The following is an 18,587-nucleotide window of genomic DNA, read 5'->3' on the forward strand; positions in this document are numbered from 1 at the left end:
GATAAGATAGTTGCGCAAGATCGCATTGTGGAAGTGGGAACTGCTGTAGCACAAGAAGGATCAAATCCACAAGTTCCTGTCAATCCAGATGCGCACCAACTGACTCAAACAGGAGCACAATCTCAAGAAGAAAAAGCGATACAAACTGAAAAAGGTCACCTTCCAAATACAGGAAGTGAGTCTCAGGTGTCAGCTTTAGCAGCAGGATTGGCTCTCTTGGGCTTAGGTGCAGGACTTGCAGCTACTACTCGCAAAAAAGAAGACTAAGTTTAGTTACAAGCTAAATTGAACAGGAAAAGGCCAGAGTGATGCTCTGGTCTTTTTCGTCTGAGTTGTAATAGTAAACAAATGTTTAGAATAGTCAATACTATTCCAAATGGATTTTGTCCAAAATTCATAAAGTGCCCTTCACACTTATAAAAAGAGAGGTCGTGTTTGAAAATAATTGATAAATATGCTACAATAGTAGGCACTGGTAATTTTTATAAATGATTTTTTAATGAGAAAAATCGGATAAAATCCATTCAACTTTAGAAGGATCATGATCAGATGAGAAAGCGTAAAATTCCTTACCTTTCAGAGATTTGGTATGAGAATGGTTTTTTTAGATGTTAATCATGGTGACAGAGTTGATATGCTTATAAAAATTTTAAGGATTAAGTAAATCCGTTTATGCATTTGATAATGTTCAAATAGAAAAAATGGAAGAACAGGTGTTCTCACATGAAAATATTCAAGGATAGAAGAGAAGCTCCAAGTAGATTTGCACTCATGAGGTGCTCCTGTATTTCGTAGGTGAAATATCATGGTAAGCCAGTTAATCCTATCTTGATTATCAGTGGGATGAGCCTGTTTTCTTGGGTTGTCTTGCTGTTACGATGGTGAATGAACATTGCTAGAAAATGATCGCAAGACTTGCTAAATATAAAGAATAAAGGATGACAGATGAAACATTTCGGTCTTAAGAAACAGAAACGAACAAGTATTTTTTTCCGAAGAGCAATTTTTACAATTTTGATCATTGCGATCTATTTACTTGGTCGCCATATTTTACTTCCAGGATACAATGGCAATACAGGTTTTTCGCAAATAACTGAGCAAAATCCCTTGGCCTATTTGTATTCCTTGGCAGGAGTAGATGTCTCTCAGATTTCCATGTTTTCTCTAGGATTAGGTCCATGGATTACAACGATGATTGTCTGGCAGGTCATCAACTTGAATAAAAGTTGGAATATCCAGTCCTGGTCATTGAAAAAAGCGGATTTTGTTCAAAAGATTCTCACTTTGATTTTTTCCGTGTTACAAGGGATAGCTGTTATGTACACGGCTCGTTCGGAAAATGGACGCTTTTTACTTCTTGTAGATGATTGGATTTATAATATGGCTGTACTAGCAACTGTTGTAGCAGGAAGCTTTGTTATTATCTGGTTGGCTGGTTTGAATGTTAGCAAGGGAGTAGGCGGGCAGACAATTATTATTATTTCAGGAATTCTGCTACAATTTGCTAACCAATTAGTGGTATTGATAGGACAATCTGTTTTGTCTAAAGAAGGATTAGCCTTTCTAGTAGGTGCGGCGATCTCATTTTTGCTCTTGGGCTATATTGCCGTGGTCTGCGAGAGAGCTGAAATTCGTTTACCTCTAAATCGAGTCATGTTAAGTAGTCGTTACTATGGTAAATCTTACCTCCCTATCAAATTTCTTCCCTCTGGGGGAATGCCTATTATGTATGCCTCGAGTGTTATTATGTTGCTTCAGTTGGTATTAGACTGGTTTGGCCATGGTTTTACAAAAAATTTTGGTAGTTTATTTGACTTTACAAAACCCTTAAGTTTAGCCTTTTACTTGCTTGCTATCTATCTTCTTGCAATTTTATTTGCCTATATCAACTTAGAACCAGAAGAAACAGCGAAACGTTTACAACGTCAAGGAGAATACCTAGATTATATCCAGCCTGGGAAAGCAACTTTAAAAGTTTTGAAACATTACATTTCCTTACAATCTAACGTAGGAGCACTCTACCTGATCGTTTTTATTGGTTTACCCTATTTCATTAATTTCTTCCTACCTCTTCCAAATTTGCTTTTGACTATACCAAGTACATTGATCATTTTAGTCAGTATGCTTTTGCCTTTGCATGAAGAAATACGTATTTTGAGAATTGGGACTTACTACCACAAAGAATTAGAATTTAAAGGAGAATAGAGGGATATGTTTTACTTTGTACCATCTTGGTATAGACAAGATCGGAAATGGTATTCTACCACCCTGCCTTTCTATTACGTGTCTAAAAATATGATGTTTGATGATGCGGTGAATTTGCTGCGAATGTTTCAGCAATCAGGAGAGGCAAATACCACTCTGATTTTGAACTATTCACCACATATTCGAACCTTTCTTTATCAGCAAAGAATATTGCCAGAAACTGTATGGAATCTATTTGATACCATACAAGGTCTGACGGATGTATCTGTACGTAAAATTCGTCTGGAAGATATTAAATGGCCTCAAGGAGTAGAATTCTTCTATACTCCTTTTATGATTGAGGTATATTTAAATCAAGAACACTATGCTAAAATTAACTTTTCACAAACAGGTAATTTCTTTGATATTACTTATTTTGAGGGTGGGCAGACAAATCATCAGCTAATTTTTGATGATCGTGGATTTGTTTCAAGTATCATCTATTTTGAAAATGATCAGCCTTACTACCAAGATTATTTAAATTTACAAGGTACATGGCAGTTTAGGGAATTTTTGGGTACAGAAAATCATCAAGTACTTATTAACCCTGAGGCGCAGGCTACATTTGCAAAAGAAGTTTACCAAGATATCGAAGAATTGATCAATGAAAAACTAGATCAGTATTTAACTTCTTCGCTAACCAAGGATGATACGATTGTGATTTCGTCAGATGTGCAGCACAATCACTTTTTCCAAAAGATTAAGGAAAACCATCATGTTATCTTGTCTTTTTTTGGAGATCGCTATCCAATTACAAACCAGGAGCAGCTGCTAACGGATTTGACAGACACGCCGTTCTTCGTTGTTGATAGTTTAAATAAAATTGAAACGATAGCAGCTAATGTGGATCTAGAACAGTTGCCGGGATTTTATGAGATTCCGCCTTATGATACTCATCTAAACCTAGGGCATAGTCAAAGAAAAAAAGAGTTGATTGTTTACGTCAATTACGACAATCTACCAGCAGATCAAATTCAATATGTGTTTACGACTTTGTTTGAAATGATGTTGAAAAATGAATGGATTGACTTGCTGGTTGGAACACAAAGTCAGGATTTTGGTCGAGAGGCCTATATAAAACAGGTACTAGAAAGCTATCGATCTCTTAAGCCAGAATATGAACAAGAATTGATTTTTGTTGATAAAGAGAAGAGAGCGAGAGGTGAAAACCGAGTTCTTGATGATGAAGAGGAGATTGTTCGCGAACGGATTGATATTGAGACCATTCATAGCGACAGCGATTTGATTAAAGTTCTGAAGTACGTTCGTATTATACTAGATTTGGGAACTCCAGCTGATGTGTTGACTCAAATCGCTGGCATTAGTGGAGGGATCCCTCAGGTTAACTTGTATAGTTCTTCTTATGTGAAGCATGGAGAAAATGGTTGGATTCTAGATGATATTTCAGATTTCGAAGAGGCACTCTTATACTACCTCACAAACTTAGAACATTGGAATCAATCTCTAGTTCACTCAGTCAAGAAGATTGAACAGTATACAAGGGGTGAGATTGTCGATATGTGGAAAAATACCATAAAGGAATTAAAAGGAAATGAAAAAAATTAGTGTTTTGCAAATTGCTGATGAAAATTGGCAGGAGCAATATGAAATTCCTAGTAATATAAAATGGACATTTGTCAAACCAGAAGACATCGTCTCTTTATTGCCAGAAGATATCGGGATCTTAAATAGAGAAGTTGAGGCGGAAAACGGGAAAAAAAAGAAGAAAAAAGTAGACAAACCGTTTGATGTCGTGTTAGTAGATACTGCTGAATATTTAGAGTATGTCACTATCTTGGATCAGAAAATTCAGGTTTACCGTCTGTTCTATCATGAGCGTTGTCAAATCACTACAAAAACGCTGGAACGATTTCTTTTGCGCAAAAAAGCTGTGAAAACAAATTTTGAAAATCCAGAGCAGATGCTACATATATTTTCACGTGGTTTTTTCTCTAAGCAAAATGGAACGAAACTAAGTGTTAATCATCTAGTCGCTGCACCATCTTTTGAGGGGCAAGTCAGTTATGAAGGGACAAATTACCTTCGTTTGTGTGGCCGATACGGCGAGGATTATCAGACTATTGCGACCTATCAACATAATGTTTTTCTGAGTGGGGAGATGCCCTTAGATCTGTGGCCTGAGTTCAGGGTTTCAGAAGGTTGTTCAATCCGCTACGTTGTCAAAGGTTTTCCAGCTGGAAATTCTCCCATGCAAGAATGGATTTATGATGAAACGAGCTTTGATCGGCCTCTGACGTTAGATGTAAATGATTCGTATTATTTGAGTATCAGTATTCAAGCAAAAGGACAAGGAATTGTAAAACTTGGTCCCTGCCACTATCGAGACTCCCATCTAGGCTATGGAGACTTGTTAGTCGGAGGAAAACGAATTAGCGATAAAAATAGAGAAGAACTGATTTATTTCTTCCATCCAGGAGATTTGAAACCACCGTTGAACATCTATTTTTCAGGGTACCGTCCTGCAGAGGGATTCGAGGGATACTGGATGATGAATAATTTGGGATCGCCATTCTTACTAGTAGGGGATCCGCGTTCAGAAGGGGGCGCATTCTATCTTGGATCGGAGGAGCTGGAACAAAAACTTCTCCAAGTGGTTCATAACTGCTTAGATGAACTCGGTTTTACGAAGGAACAACTGACCTTGTCAGGTTTATCAATGGGTACTTTTGGCGCCCTTTACTATAGTTCTAAGTTGGAACCTCATGCCGTCATTGTCGGAAAACCTCTTGTCAACTTAGGAGATATGGCAGAAAATGAGTCAACTATTCGTCCGGGAGGATTTCCAACGTCACTGGATTTGGTGTACCGCACAATAGGGGAGTTATCAAGTGGAGCTACAGCTCAGCTTAACGAACGTTTCTGGACGGCTTTTGAGTCAGCTGATTTCTCAAGAACAAAATTCATTATCTCCTTTATGTATCAAGATGACTATGATATGTCGGCCTATCCTGATATGCTGGATGAGTTAGGACAGCGAGATTACCGCGTCAGCGTTATCAGTAAGGGATTGACTGGACGACACAACGACGATACACAAGGTATTGTCGAATGGTTCTTTAATCAATATAAAACGCTATTAATGAATAGTTTTGAAAGGGAGTTTAAATCGTGAGATACAAGGAAGAAGTCTATTTTGCTTATTGGGATATCCAAAGCGTATCTCAGTATCTATACGGTTCATCTGTCAAACTGTTAGATGGTGGTCATGTTTTGTATGAAAACCAGTTCATGCCTTCGGGGACAGTTATTCATGAATGGCATTCACGGGCAAACTATCAGGCCTTACGCAATACGAGTCAGCTTCCTGAATTGAAACGTGGGCAAAACTATATTTTTGGCAGTCATATAGAAACCATCCCAGAAAATTCAACATACTTAAAAGTTGAATTTATGGATGCTCGAGACGAAGAAATTTCGAATCAGATCATTAAACAGGGAGAGAGAGTCAGCGTATGCGTTCCAGATAATACACAATATTATAAGGTGCAGTTAGTCAGCTCGGGTTGTCATCGCTTCCTTTTTGAAGGGATTTATGTTGCTGAGGAGCAGTTGGCGGATTATACAGTGGATCGCTACTGGATTTCTGATTTGCTTCATCAGGATTCCGAGAAAGAAACGATGTATGTTTGCTTTACTGAACCTGAACTCAATCGAACAGGTTTTATTCCAGAACGTGTTCGTGAACATTTCTCAAATGTATTGATTGTTAATTCGTCTTATAGAGAAGCGCTCCTATACATGGAGGAACGTTTTTACGAAACCTTGCTTGAAACGATTGAAGAATTAGCGCAAGAGCATCTTTTTGAAAAAGTGGCTTTTGTTGGTTATGGAGCGATTTCTAATATTGCGGCCTTGCATTACTCCAAACAATTTGGAAATTCATACGCTCTTGTGACGGATGAGTTTTTAAGCGAACTAGACTATCAACGCTTGCTGGAACGTTACCGTAGTCGAGTAAATCCGCCTATTTTTAAAGAATTATTGCTACAGCAATTTAATCCGACAAAAGTTAAGGAATATGCGGACTTGAAGACTAGACCACGTGAACTAGCAAACATTGAATATTTATTAGATAAGTCATTTTTACTTCAAGCAATTGACTTGGAAAAGATTGAAGAGTGGATGAGAGAGAATGAAAACTAAACGATTCAATTTGACCAACTCCTATAAACTAATGCGTTACAAAAAGATTTTGGAGAAGGTTAATAAACTATCTGATAGTTATGCAGCTATGTCAAATGAGAAACTGCAAGCTCAGACAAAATGGTTTAAAGAACGCCTTTCTGGAGGAGAAAGCTTGCAGTCCATTTTGCCAGAAGCGTATGCAACCATTCGTGAGGCAGCCAAGCGTGTATTAGGATTATATCCTTATGATGTTCAGGTTTTAGGGGCCTTGGTTATGCAAGACAATCAGATTGCAGAAATGAGAACAGGGGAAGGAAAAACCTTGACAGCTATCCTTCCTTTATACCTAAATGCCTTGACGGAAAAAAGTACGATCTTAGTCACGGCCAATGAATATTTGGCAGCGCGTGATGCTAAACAAATGGCACCCGTTTTTCGATTTTTAGGAATGACAGTTGGGGTTGGTGTCTCGGAAGATCCGGCAAAAAAACTTAAAATTCCTCAAAAACAACAAATCTATAAGAGTGATATTGTCTATACAACACATAGTGCGTTAGGGTTTGATTACCTAGAAGAAAACTTGGCGACATCTGAATCAAAGAAGTTTTTGCCAAAATTTTATTTTTGTTTGGTCGATGAAGTAGATGCAGCCTTGCTAGATAGTGCGCAGATGCCCCTGATTATTTCAGGTTCTCCTCGGGTTCAATCCAACCTCTTTCTTTCGTGTGATGAGTTTGTGAAAACTCTAAAAGAAGGGGAAGACTTTAATTTAGACTCCACTCGGACATCGGTATGGTTGACGAGAAAAGGAGTAAAGGAAGCAGAGGTTTATTTCCGCGTTCAGAATGCCTATGATCCAGATAATTACCAGCTCATTCGCCAAATTAACCTAGCTTTGAGAGCCAACCACTTATTTGAAAAAGATCGTCAGTACACGGTGGATAATGGTGAAGTTAAACTGATGGATGAGGCGACAGGGCGTCTCTTGGAAGGGAATAAACTCCAATCAGGATTGCACCAAGCGCTAGAAGCCAGAGAACGTGTGAAAATCACATTGGAAACGCGTTCGATGGCCTCTATTACCTATCAAAATTTATTTAGAATGTTTCCAAAATTAGCAGGAATGACGGGTACTGGTAAAGTTTGTGAGGAGGAGTTCAGAGACGTTTACGACTTAGGAGTCGTAGTTGTTCCTACACGAAAACCCAATTTACGAATTGATTATCCAGATGAAATCTATCTCACGATTCCTCAAAAATTATATGCTTCATTGGAGTATATCAAAAAATTACATAAAAAAGGTCAGCCAGTTTTAATTGCGACAGGATCAGTTGGAATGTCTGAGATTTATTCTATGCTCTTACTCCAAGAGGGAATCGCCCATAATGTGTTGAACGCCCATAATGCAGCGAAAGAGGCTGAGATGATCGCACTGGCGGGTAGACGTTCTGCAGTGACGGTAGCAACATCAATGGCAGGTCGTGGAACAGATATTATCTTGGAAGAAGGGGTTGCTGAGTTGGGTGGACTTGCTGTTGTTGGAACAGAGAGAATGTCCAGTGAGCGAGTCGATTTGCAGCTTCGCGGTCGTGCCGGACGACAAGGCGCTCCAGGATTGAGCAAATTCTTTATTTCTCTTGAGGATGATCTTATTTCCAAGTCTGGTAGCAAATGGATTAGTGAGTACTATCACAAAGAAATTGCAAAACCAGAGAAAAAACAAAAGATTCATTTGACCTCTCGTCGTATTAGATATGCGGTTGAAGAAGCTCAGAAGAATAGTGATAACGCGTCAGCGGCTTCCAGACGTTCAACGGAACGATATGATGAAAGTATCCGTATTCAGCGACAGATTATCTACAATAAGCGTAATAAGCTCATCTCCCATCCAGACTTTGATTTGACCTATTTCTTGTCTACCCTATCGGATGCAGTGGACATTTATACAAGTAAAACACCGTTTAAAGAGCGGGCGGATTTGTTTCGCTTTGTTTTGGATAACATTAGTTATTACTGCGAGGATATTCCAGATGATCTAGATGTTACGGATTTACGGCAAGTTAAAAAGTTTTTATCTGACCTCCTTGTTTCAGAATACCAGCAGAAAAAAGATAAAATCAAGGATTCAGAGTTGTTCAATCAATTTCAACGAACTGTTGTTTTGAGAGCGATAGATGACTGTTGGGTTGAGCAGGTTGACTATTTACAGCAATTTCAAGGTTTGGTGTCTAGTCAAGGGTATGCCCAAAAAAATCCTGTCTTTGAGTTTCATAAAGAAGCTTTTAAATCATACAAAAGAATGAATGCAGATATAAATCTAAACATTATAAAAAATATGGCATTGAGTTACATTAATATTAAGCCTTCTGGGAAGTTAGAAGTTTTCTTTGGCTAATACTTTGACAGATTCTGTTGTAGACTTTATAATGATGATATAACTGTATTTTTGGAGAAAATCATATTATGAGCAAAAATAATAACGAAGAGCTAAAGGGATTTAAACGTTTGATATCAAAGTTTAAGCAAAAGGGTAGGGAAGATAGTGATTACCGTAGCCTGGATGCAACTAAATCAAAGCCCGCTAGTCGAAAACTCAAAGAGCAAAAGGAAATTATTCTGAGTGCTAGTGAAGATCTTGAGTTACCAATAGAATCAGTTTCTGTCATGGAAGCCTTAGAAGACTTTCAGGAAAGGAACAGTTTGGGAGTGGCTGACTTGATAAGGAATGTTAGTCAGAGTTTGTCAACTAGCGCTTTAGCTTCCCTCAGCCTTTCTGTCGCAGATTCGTACAGTGAGTCGTTTAGCCAGAGTATATCAGCAAAAGGATTCTCGCTTCGAGAGTCCATGTCTGAGAACTACTCATTAGCAGTCTCTTCTTCAGAATCTGAATTTGAGTCCCTGTCCTTGGTTGATAGCCTCTCTGTTTCTGAGCATTTGACAGGGGAGTCCCTTTGTCAGGATACGGATGCATTCTCTTTGAGTGAAAGTATTGCATACTCAGAGTCTCTTTCCTTGAGTGAATCAGAACAAGCGAGTCAGAGTGTTTCTGAGTCTGAGTTCTATAGCCTGAGCCAGAGTGAATGGGAATCAATATCCGAATCTCAAAGCTCTTCAGAATCAGAGTGGTGGAGTTCTTCTGAATCAGAGCAAGCAAGTCAGAGTGCTTCCGAGTCTGAGTTCTATAGCCTAAGCCAGAGTGAATGGGAATCGATATCCGAATCCCAAAGCTCTTCAGAATCAGAGTTGTGGAGTTATTCTGAATCAGAACAAGCAAGTCAGAGTGTTTCCGAGTCTGAGTTCTATAGCCTAAGCCAGAGCGAGTGGGAATCTGTTTCAGAATCCCAAAGCATTTCAGAAACAGAGTGGTGGAGTTATTCCGAATCAGAACAAGTGAGTCAGAGTGTCTCCGAGTCTGAGTTCTATAGCCTGAGTCAGAGTGAGTGGGAATCAGAATCCCAAAGCTACTCAAAATCAGAGTGGTGGAATTATTCCGAATCAGAACAAGCAAGCCAGAGTGTCTCCGAGTCTGAGTTCTATAGCCTGAGCCAGAGTGAGTGGGAATCGATTTCAGAATCCCAAAGCATTTCAGAAACAGAGTGGTGGAGTTATTCCGAATCAGAACAAGCGAGTCAGAGTGTTTCCGAGTCCGAGTTCTATAGCCTGAGCCAGAGTGAGTGGGAATCGATTTCAGAATCCCAAAGCATTTCAGAATCAGAGTGGTGGAGTTATTCCGAATCAGAACAAGCGAGTCAGAGTGTCTCCGAGTCCGAGTTCTATAGCCTGAGCCAGAGTGAGTGGGAATCTGTTTCAGAATCCCAAAGCATTTCAGAATCAGAGTGGTGGAGCTATTCCGAATCAGAACAAGCGAGTCAGAGTGTTTCCGAGTCCGAGTTCTATAGCCTAAGCCAGAGTGAATGGGAATCCATATCCGAATCCCAAAGCATTTCAGAATCAGAGTGGTGGAGTTTTTCCGAATCAGAACAAGCGAGTCAGAGTGTTTCCGAGTCCGAGTTCTATAGCCTGAGCCAGAGCGAATGGGAATCGATTTCCGAATCTCATTCCTTGAGTGAGATGATTTCTCATCTACTTTCTGAGTCCGAGTCGTTAAGTTTGAGCGAAATCCTCTATCTCAGTGAGTCCGAATCCTTAAGTCAAAGTCAACAAATATCTGAATCTTTAAGTCAAAGTCAGAGTGTAGCTGATTCGGTGAGTTTCAGGAAAGCATCCCTATCTCAATCCTATAGTATGTTAGAATCAGAATTTGGTTCCTATAGACAGAGTGTGGCGGAGACAGAGGTATTCGCGCATGACTTGCATGCTTCGGAACGTCTGTATAAGAGCCTCTCTGAACTGGATATGAGCCCTCTAACTCACCAGCAAAAAGTGCAAGAAGTGATGACACCTGAAATTTCTGAAGAAGGATTGTCTCAAACACATATTGCTGAGGAGCAACAGGAACTTGAAAATAGAGAGGAATCAATAAAGAATGTAGATTTGCAAGACTCTCTGAAACATCTGTCTCACTATTCAGAATCAAATGGTACAAATTTAAGGATGACAGAACGCCAACTCTACCACCTACTCAAACCAGGTTCGCAGCCTCTAGCACGTGACTTAAGAAATGTTGCAAGTGAATTGTCTGGTTTGGCTGCTATTACTCAAAAAAGGGAAGATGAGAAATCCTTCTAAAAAGAACTTGCAATCATTAAATAGAAATAATAAAAATCAAAAGGAGCCACTATGATTAGAAATATGATGTCAAATAGTAACAAAGGTTTGGGTACTACAGATGTATTACCAGTTGACCAATCTCGGATAGAAGTTCTGAATGGAACAGTTGACTACAAAAATGTACCTTTAGGATCTTATGATATCCTAGGGAGATTTGCTTCAGTAGGTCAGAGAGATTATACGGAAGAGCTGAATTTAATTCAATCAATGGGTTTTAATGCCTATAGAATCTCGATCTCTTGGGCACGCATCTTTCCAAATGGTGAAGAGCTGCAGCCGAGTGAAGAGGGGTTGAAATATTATGAAGCAATCATCGATGACGTATTAGAAAAAGATATCGAACCTATTGTGACCTTGAGTCACTTTGACCTTCCGCTGAATCTATACGAAAAATATGGAGCTTGGAAAAACCGCAAGATGATTGAACTCTTTGAGCGTTATGCAGAAGCTGTCTTTCAGTACTTTAAGGATAAAGTGAAGTATTGGATTACCTTCAATGAGTTCAACGTTTTGCACCATTTGCCGTTTCTTGGTGGAGGATTGTCTTTTGGAGCAGATGACAATCAAGAACAGGTGATTTGGCAAGCAGCTCATTATCAATTAGTTGCTTCTGCACGTGCAATCAAGCTCGGAAAAACAATCAACCCAGAGTTTCAGTTTGGTGGGATGATGGTTGTTAGTAAAAACTACAGTCAGCAAACTGAAAATGCTATTGATGTAATGGAAGCAGAAGTCAAAGATAGGGAAAATTATTTGTTTACAGACGTGCAAGTTCGTGGATACTACCCAAATCACTTTTTACGTCGTTTGGAACGTGATCAAATCGCCTTGGATATTGAAAATGATGACCTCTTTGTCCTAAGAGATGGGAAAATTGACTTTGTCAGCTTCAGTTATTATGCATCAAGCAATTCCCAAGAAGTTTTTATCAACAAATATGCAAGTAATGGCCAAAATCAAAATCGCATTGATTCTGTTGGACTTCGTCTCGTGATGAACAATCTTTATGATCGTTACCAAAAACCACTCTTCGTCGTGGAAGATGATGTGGTCTTGGATGATTCAAATAGCGTAGCAACTGAAGAGTTGAAAACAAACATCCAGGAGATCGTGAAAACAGTCGAGTATGATGGTGTGGAATTGCTTGGCTATACACCGCTTACTTGGACGGAACTAAAATTTTAAAATAGGAAGTAATAACTCGAATTCTTTCTGGTCTAAGAAGTAGCGTTCATGTTTTTACTTTTAAAAATGTCTGACCTATCAATCAGACATTTTTTTAGAAATGGATGAGCTTTAAACTAAGTTCGGATTTTGCTTGATAGCGCTTCAGGATATTTTCCTTATTTGGAGCTTAGAAAAGAATAGCAATTTACGCTATTTTATGCTACAATGAGGAGTAGTAGTGTAAATTAGAATAAGTAAGGAATAGAGGGAGCAAAATGAGACTGAAGAAAACATTGTTCGGTAACTACCGTGCTAAGGAAGTCGAAGATTGTATCGAAGCATTAGAGGAAGGGTTCGATCGTGAAATTCAAAAGAAGAATGAAAAGATTGAATCCCTACGTAAAAAAATCGACTCTATGAAGAATCAAGAAAAAGAGATCGGTGAAGCAGTCATTTATGCCAAATCTCTTGTCATTGAAGCTCATGATAGGGCCGAAAAAGAAGCTAAAGAAGTTTTAGAAAAGGCACAAAAAGACTACTTAGATACGAGAGAATCTATTCTCGAAGAAATCGATACTCTGACCAAAAAACGGGCAGAGGCTGAGAGATTGTATAATTTACAAAAAGAAAAAATTAAAAATATTATTAGTCGAATTGATGATTTTCTAGAATTGGACGATATCGATGGTAAACCAAAAGATATCAAAAAAATTCAAGAATTGCGTAAAGAACTTGATAGACCAGAGGAAGTTGCTAAGGAGAAAGAAGAGGTGGTGCCTGAGAGTGAGAAAATCCATCTCGAACAACCCCTTGCAAAAACAGGAACAGATAGTGCCATCTCTGTCAGTCACATTACTTCACGTCGCGCAAAACCCAAAAAGAAAGACGAAGATAAGTTCGACGATGATAAGGGCAAGAGAATCAAACGTCTTTCGAGAATTAAACGAGATAACTTTTTGTAAGAGGATAATCAAATATGACAATTTATAACATCAATTTGGGGATTGGCTGGGCGAGTAGCGGTGTAGAATATGCACAGATCTACCGTGCAAAATTGCTTCGTAGTGTTGGCTTAGAAGCGAAGTTCATCTTTATGGATTTTATATCTGCTGATAACATTGAACATTTGACAAAGAATATTGGCTTTGAAGATTCTGAGGTTATCTGGCTTTATCAGTATTTTACAGATGTTAAAATTGCACCGACGACCTATACGCTAGCACAGGTCTTGGCGAGTTTCGATAAAGAGCCCCTCGAAATTATTCGGGACACCGATATGAAGACGATTCGACTTGTATTTGGTGATGGTGATTTTGTGACTTGTTATGCCTGTGATATGGACAAAGAATTGATTGAGCGAGCTGAAATTGTTTCGCGTGGTTGTTTGATTCAAAAAGAGTACTATACTTATACGAAGAATTTTATCGAGTATTTTAGTCCGATGAATGGTCATGCGCAATTATATCAACGTACCTGGCTCAATGAAGATGGTAGTGTGGCTTATGAGGAAATCATCAATGAAGTCGATGGTAGACAGGAGACGCAAGTCTATCGTTTCCCAAATCATGTTTTCTATTCTAAGCAAGAGTTTGTCGCGCATTTCATGAGAAGTCTGTCTCTGACGGACAAAGATTTGTTGATCTTAGATCGAGAGACAGATATTGGTCAAGCTATCTTTGCTAATAAGGGCGATGCAAAGCTAGTCGTAATCGTTCATGCAGACCACTTTAGTGAAAATCCTGCTGAGAAAGACTATATTTTGTGGAATAACTATTATGAGTATCAGTTTGAACATGCCGAAGAAGTGGACTATATCATCAACTCGACCGATGCGCAAACGAACCTACTCAAAGAACAATTCGCCCAATATACAACCATCAAACCAAAGGAAATCTTGACTATTCCAGTGGGAAGTTTGGATCAATTGCGTCATCCAGAAGGAGAGCGCAAGCCGTTTGGATTGATTACAGCTTCGCGCTTGGCCAGTGAAAAGCATATCGATTGGTTGATTCACTCTGTAGTGAAGGCACATGAGCAATTACCTGAAATTACTTTTGATATCTATGGTACGGGTGGCGAAAGAGCTATGTTGGAGCAGTTGATTCATGAGTTAAATGCAGAAGACTATATCCGTCTGATGGGGCATCACCACATGGCAGATGTTTATCGAAATTACTCTGCTTACCTCTCTGCCTCCACAAGTGAGGGATTTGGCTTGACCTTGTTAGAGGCGGTTGGTTCTGGTCTGCCAATTATTGGTTTTGATGTACGTTATGGAAATCCAACCTTTATCCGTGATGGGGAAAATGGCTACTTGATTCCTGAGGCGCGTCCAGATGATTTGGATGCAATGACAACGGAATACGCAGAAAAAATTGTCCAGCTATTTACTCAACATTCCCAAGAAGATTTATCCCGTGTGTCCTACGAGGTGGCAGAACCATATCTTGATGAACATATCGCCCAGCGTTGGTATGATCTTGTTCAATCTGCACAGCATCAGTAGGGATTCGAAAAGAAAGGCATAAACACTATGATTTGTTTATTTGAACGCTATGATCAAGCGAGTTTTGATTTACTACGTTCACTTAAGGCAGCTGGGCTAGACTGTCCTGTTGTCGTGATTCGAGACGATGGCTACCTCGCACCTGATGTCGAGTCGCCTTACAGTTACTTTACTGGAGATGTGGCTTCAGAGGACGATCTACCTCTTTACTTTAACCTTGTTCCGAAACCTCATTTGTGGGAAATTCGCTCGAGCAATGTTAATGGTGAAATTTTGGATATGGGCAAGAAACGTGCCAATATCTTTTACCGTCAACCGACACACGAACGTCGCGTGCGTGCAGTCGAGTGGCTGGATGATCAAGGTCGTGTACGCGCTGCAGACATTTACAATCGCAAGGGACGTCTCTTTGCACAGATTACCTATGATGATGCCCAACGTCCAACTCATACACGCTACTTTAATCAAGATAATGTAACGGTGATTATGGAAAATCATCTAACAGAGGATATTGTCTTAACTCTTGATGGGAAACGCCATATTTTCAATTCTAAGCAAGAGTTTGTAATCTTTTACTTGCGATATCGTGGATATGATACAGATCGCATTATCTACAATTCTCTAGCAACACCATTTTTAGTAGCTGTTGGTCTGACTCCGAAAGAAGGACGAGCAGAGGATATTCTTTTCTGGCAGGAGCCGATTGGAGAGGAGTTGCCGGGTAACATGAAAGCAGCGATGCAGTTGCCTCATCGCAACATCCGTATCGCAGTACAGGATAAGCAAGTTTATGATAAGATCCTCAAACTTGCGACACCAAAAGAGAAGAGTTACTTCCGCAATGTTGGTTATCTCTATCAATACCATCGCCTCAATAATATGAATCCAGAAGCTTTGATCCTGACGAATAGTGACCAAATCGAGCAAATTGAGTCACTTTTGACTCAATTACCAAATGTTCATTTCCATATTGGAGCAATCACTGAGATGTCAAGTCGTTTGATGGAACTAAATCGTTATCCGAATATTTCCCTCTATCCTAATATTCGTCCAGCTAAGGTGAATGAACTTTTTGCTCGCTGTGATTTGTATCTGGACATCAATATCAGTGATGAAATTCTCAATGGTAGTCGAACAGCTTTTGAGAATAATATGCTGATTCTCAGTTTTGAGACGACTTGTCACAATCATCGTTTCGTTGCAGAAAGCCACATTTATCCGGTGGAAAATGTATCAGCCATGGTAGGCAAGATTCAGGGAGTTCTCTCTCTTCCGTCTGAAATGGAGGCTGCTCTTACTAAGCAAAAACAGGCGGCGAATCAGGCTGATCTGGAAGCCTACAAGGCAATTTTATAAGCTAATAAGACAAGGGCTTGCTTTCGATGAAAGCAAGTTCCTTTCTATCAACAGAAAAGGAGGAGCACATGTCTAACAAGGACAATGGAATTTTACAAGAACATATACGAGAACAGCTAGATAATCGAAAGAAACCCCTAAAAAGGGAGAAGCAAGATTTTAGCATGATTGCTGTGTTGGGCGGAGTTCTCTTTCTCGTCACCCTTTTGGTCACGCTACTCATGCAGTTGGGACACTTTTTCTAGGATTTTTTTCTGGACGGAGGAGTTCTCTAGAACAGATGAACCTTGACGATTTGCTCGTCAAGGTTTTTTGTCTCTATCTAATTGAACTAGTGTGAAAAGGGGGAGTAGGGATTTCGAAAGATAATAAAACGCTTCCAACAATTTGAAGCTTAAAAGCGAATTTTAGGTAAAAATTAGGCGTTTTCATTGGTCATTTCGAGTATAAATGCTTGAAAAGGAGGAGCCGTTTTGGTAAAATGATAAATGGTATATACTAGATAAAAGTAACTGGTATATCCCAGATGGAATCTGCTTTTTCTGAGTCAAAGGGATAAAAACTGAGACTGACTGTGGCTTTTATTGGCTTTGGTTTTGAGAGGGCAGCGCAACTACGCTTTGTTAATGATCATGAGGTTAACAAAGGGTCGCAATTGGATAAAAGAAAGGAATCGAATGTTTCGAAGTAAAAAATTTAACAAAGATTTCGAGATCGTAGATGAGAAAAAGCGTTATAAGCTTTACAAGTCGGGGAAAAACTGGGTGAAAGCCTCGAACACTCAATTGGATCTCTTCCGTATCGGTGGGATGGGCGAAGTTGTCTCTAGTAGCCTATCAGACACTGAAGAACTTGATCACGCACACCTTAGTTTTAACACGCTAGCGGGTATAGGGGGAATCCTGGCCGCGGGGGCTGCAGGATTTGTGATGACTCAAGAGCAAACTGTATATGCGGATGAAACATCTGAGTATACAGAAAAGGATAAAACAGTCATCGCTGCTGAACCAAAAGCAGCTGAAACAACTGAAACAAGCTCTAACTCAATCATCGCTCAAGCGCAAGAAGAAGTAAAGAAAGCTCAAACAGAACAAGCATCTGCAACAGCTTCTGTATCAGTCAGTCAATCTGTTGAGGCTCAAGCGAGTGCGAGTCAGTCGGCTTCAGTCAGCCAATCTGCCTCAGCAAGTCAGTCAGTTTTAGCGAGTCAGTCAGCATCTGCAAGTGCTTCAACATCAGCAGGTCAGTCAACTACTCCAGCATCTGAGTCAGCGAGTCAATCAACATCAGCTCCTACATCAGTCTCAGCAAGTGCAAAAGCATCTGCATCAGTAAGCTCTACACCATCAGAGTCAGCAAGCGCTCCAGCACCTGCCTCTGTAGTTGAGAGTACATCAGCTGTTAGCGAACCATCAGCGCAGGCTTCTGTGTCTACCTCAGCTTCTGCATCGCTCAACCTTAAGGTCAACCCTGCGGCAAGTCTTGTATCAGGTAGTGCTAACCAAAGTTTGGCAAGTGCAGCTCTTAGCACAAGCCAAGCAGCAACGACCAGCAACAATATCGCAGCTGGTGTTGTAGCGGATAAGAACCAAGCCCAAGGTAAGGATACAACCAAGCAAGCTGAGAAAGATCAAAAAGCAGATAAGCAAGTAACAACTGCACCGAAAAAGGGTTACTCTGGTTTCCGCCAAGGTATTCCAGGTATTATTGACTCTGAAGCTGGTGTATTTCTTACCGATACACCAAATGGTCAATATGCCAAGAGATATCCAATTCCTGATCAAACAGCTTATAAACCAATGCCTGAGACACATGTTTATTTCCATAATGGACAAAACAAGCACTTTAATGGTACTTGGAAGCAGGAGCATATTGCTAGAGATGCCCTCTATATTTCTGAGACAGACACTAATCGTTTGAAACAACTTGGTCTTAACTATCGATTGGATGTTGTGCAAGTACGGAGTCAACAAGGTCAGATTGGATATTTACCACGTTTGACTATGTGGGGTTATCCAACGCCTGTCAAAGGGAACTTGGTATTGTTCAATGTACGAGTTAGTGGCGCAGGTGGTCAAGGAGTGGTCAATCAAGCTACAATAAGCTTCAATGTTACTCGTAGCCCACGATATGAGAGTGAATCTACATCGACATCACAATCAGCAAGCGCATCAGCAAGCGCATCAGAAAGCTCAACTCAAAGCGCTTCAGCATCTGTAAGTGCAAGCGAATCAGCATCTGTATCAGCTAGCCAAAGCGCATCGGATTCTGTAAGTGCAAGTCAATCAGCATCAAGCTCAGCAAAAGCTAGCCAAAGTGCTTCAGCAAGTCGCTCAGCTTCAGCATCAGTAAGTGCAAGCCAATCAGCATCAAGCTCAGCAAAAGCTAGCCAAAGTGCTTCAGCAAGTCGCTCAGCTTCAGCATCAGTAAGTGCAAG

General features: G+C 39.9%; 13 protein-coding genes. All 13 read left to right on the top strand.

Annotated features, from left to right (window positions below; all coding sequences use genetic code 11):
• Positions 1-267 (top strand): LPXTG cell wall anchor domain-containing protein (locus M1F97_RS08495; RefSeq protein ID WP_247944818.1); only part of this gene is annotated, 267 nt, incomplete at its 5' end.
• 678 nt (positions 268-945) lie between these two features.
• On the top strand, positions 946-2,205 hold the full coding sequence (locus M1F97_RS08500; protein WP_000680147.1) for a preprotein translocase subunit SecY: 1,260 nt from the start codon (positions 946-948) through the stop codon (positions 2,203-2,205).
• A gap of 6 nt (positions 2,206-2,211) precedes the next feature.
• Positions 2,212-3,810: an accessory Sec system protein Asp1 gene (asp1, locus tag M1F97_RS08505; RefSeq protein WP_247944819.1), complete on the top strand. Its 1,599-nt coding sequence runs from the start codon at positions 2,212-2,214 to the stop codon at positions 3,808-3,810.
• The gene (gene asp2 / locus M1F97_RS08510; protein ID WP_169447201.1) at positions 3,797-5,377 is read left to right on the top strand and encodes an accessory Sec system protein Asp2; all 1,581 of its coding nucleotides are present in this window, start codon (positions 3,797-3,799) and stop codon (positions 5,375-5,377) included. The genes asp1 and asp2 overlap by 14 nt, the downstream gene beginning before the upstream one ends.
• Entirely contained in the window at positions 5,374-6,408 is a 1,035-nt protein-coding gene (gene asp3 / locus M1F97_RS08515; RefSeq protein ID WP_125425077.1) for an accessory Sec system protein Asp3, read from the top strand. The genes asp2 and asp3 overlap by 4 nt, the downstream gene beginning before the upstream one ends.
• Complete coding sequence (gene secA2, locus M1F97_RS08520) at positions 6,398-8,785, top strand: accessory Sec system translocase SecA2 (RefSeq protein WP_247944820.1); 2,388 nt, start codon at positions 6,398-6,400, stop codon at positions 8,783-8,785. The genes asp3 and secA2 overlap by 11 nt, the downstream gene beginning before the upstream one ends.
• Before the next feature lie 68 nt (positions 8,786-8,853).
• Positions 8,854-11,079 carry a hypothetical protein gene (locus M1F97_RS08525; RefSeq protein WP_247944821.1) on the top strand — a complete coding sequence of 742 codons (2,226 nt, stop codon included), beginning with the start codon at positions 8,854-8,856 and terminating at the stop codon, positions 11,077-11,079.
• 51 nt (positions 11,080-11,130) lie between these two features.
• Positions 11,131-12,306, top strand: coding sequence for a family 1 glycosylhydrolase (locus M1F97_RS08530; protein ID WP_084925148.1), 1,176 nt, complete (start codon positions 11,131-11,133; stop codon positions 12,304-12,306).
• Positions 12,307-12,563: 257 nt separating this feature from the next.
• Positions 12,564-13,250, top strand: coding sequence for a hypothetical protein (locus tag M1F97_RS08535; RefSeq protein WP_084925147.1), 687 nt, complete (start codon positions 12,564-12,566; stop codon positions 13,248-13,250).
• A 14-nt stretch (positions 13,251-13,264) separates the two neighbouring features.
• Positions 13,265-14,794 (top strand): accessory Sec system glycosyltransferase GtfA, encoded by a 1,530-nt coding sequence (gtfA, locus tag M1F97_RS08540; protein WP_247944822.1) that lies wholly within the window; start codon positions 13,265-13,267, stop codon positions 14,792-14,794.
• A gap of 27 nt (positions 14,795-14,821) precedes the next feature.
• A complete protein-coding gene (gtfB, locus tag M1F97_RS08545; protein WP_247944823.1) occupies positions 14,822-16,150 on the top strand; it encodes an accessory Sec system glycosylation chaperone GtfB in 1,329 nt (442 codons plus the stop codon).
• 68 nt (positions 16,151-16,218) lie between these two features.
• Positions 16,219-16,395, top strand: coding sequence for a hypothetical protein (locus tag M1F97_RS08550; protein ID WP_000066115.1), 177 nt, complete (start codon positions 16,219-16,221; stop codon positions 16,393-16,395).
• Between the two features lie 432 nt (positions 16,396-16,827).
• A partial coding sequence (locus M1F97_RS09155; protein WP_282185514.1) for a KxYKxGKxW signal peptide domain-containing protein occupies positions 16,828-18,587 on the top strand: 1,760 nt, incomplete at its 3' end.

The organism is Streptococcus oralis (assembly GCF_023110435.1).
In the GTDB taxonomy this organism is placed as follows: Bacteria; Bacillota; Bacilli; order Lactobacillales; family Streptococcaceae; genus Streptococcus; species Streptococcus oralis_CF.

Coding starts and splice junctions, on each gene's coding strand:
- M1F97_RS08550 (WP_000066115.1), top strand. CDS start 16,219: ATGTCTAACAAGGACAATGGAATTTTACAAGAACATATACGAGAACAG.
- gtfA (WP_247944822.1), top strand. CDS start 13,265: ATGACAATTTATAACATCAATTTGGGGATTGGCTGGGCGAGTAGCGGT.
- gtfB (WP_247944823.1), top strand. CDS start 14,822: ATGATTTGTTTATTTGAACGCTATGATCAAGCGAGTTTTGATTTACTA.
- M1F97_RS08530 (WP_084925148.1), top strand. CDS start 11,131: ATGATTAGAAATATGATGTCAAATAGTAACAAAGGTTTGGGTACTACA.
- asp2 (WP_169447201.1), top strand. CDS start 3,797: ATGAAAAAAATTAGTGTTTTGCAAATTGCTGATGAAAATTGGCAGGAG.
- M1F97_RS08525 (WP_247944821.1), top strand. CDS start 8,854: ATGAGCAAAAATAATAACGAAGAGCTAAAGGGATTTAAACGTTTGATA.
- secA2 (WP_247944820.1), top strand. CDS start 6,398: ATGAAAACTAAACGATTCAATTTGACCAACTCCTATAAACTAATGCGT.
- M1F97_RS08535 (WP_084925147.1), top strand. CDS start 12,564: ATGAGACTGAAGAAAACATTGTTCGGTAACTACCGTGCTAAGGAAGTC.
- M1F97_RS08500 (WP_000680147.1), top strand. CDS start 946: ATGAAACATTTCGGTCTTAAGAAACAGAAACGAACAAGTATTTTTTTC.
- asp1 (WP_247944819.1), top strand. CDS start 2,212: ATGTTTTACTTTGTACCATCTTGGTATAGACAAGATCGGAAATGGTAT.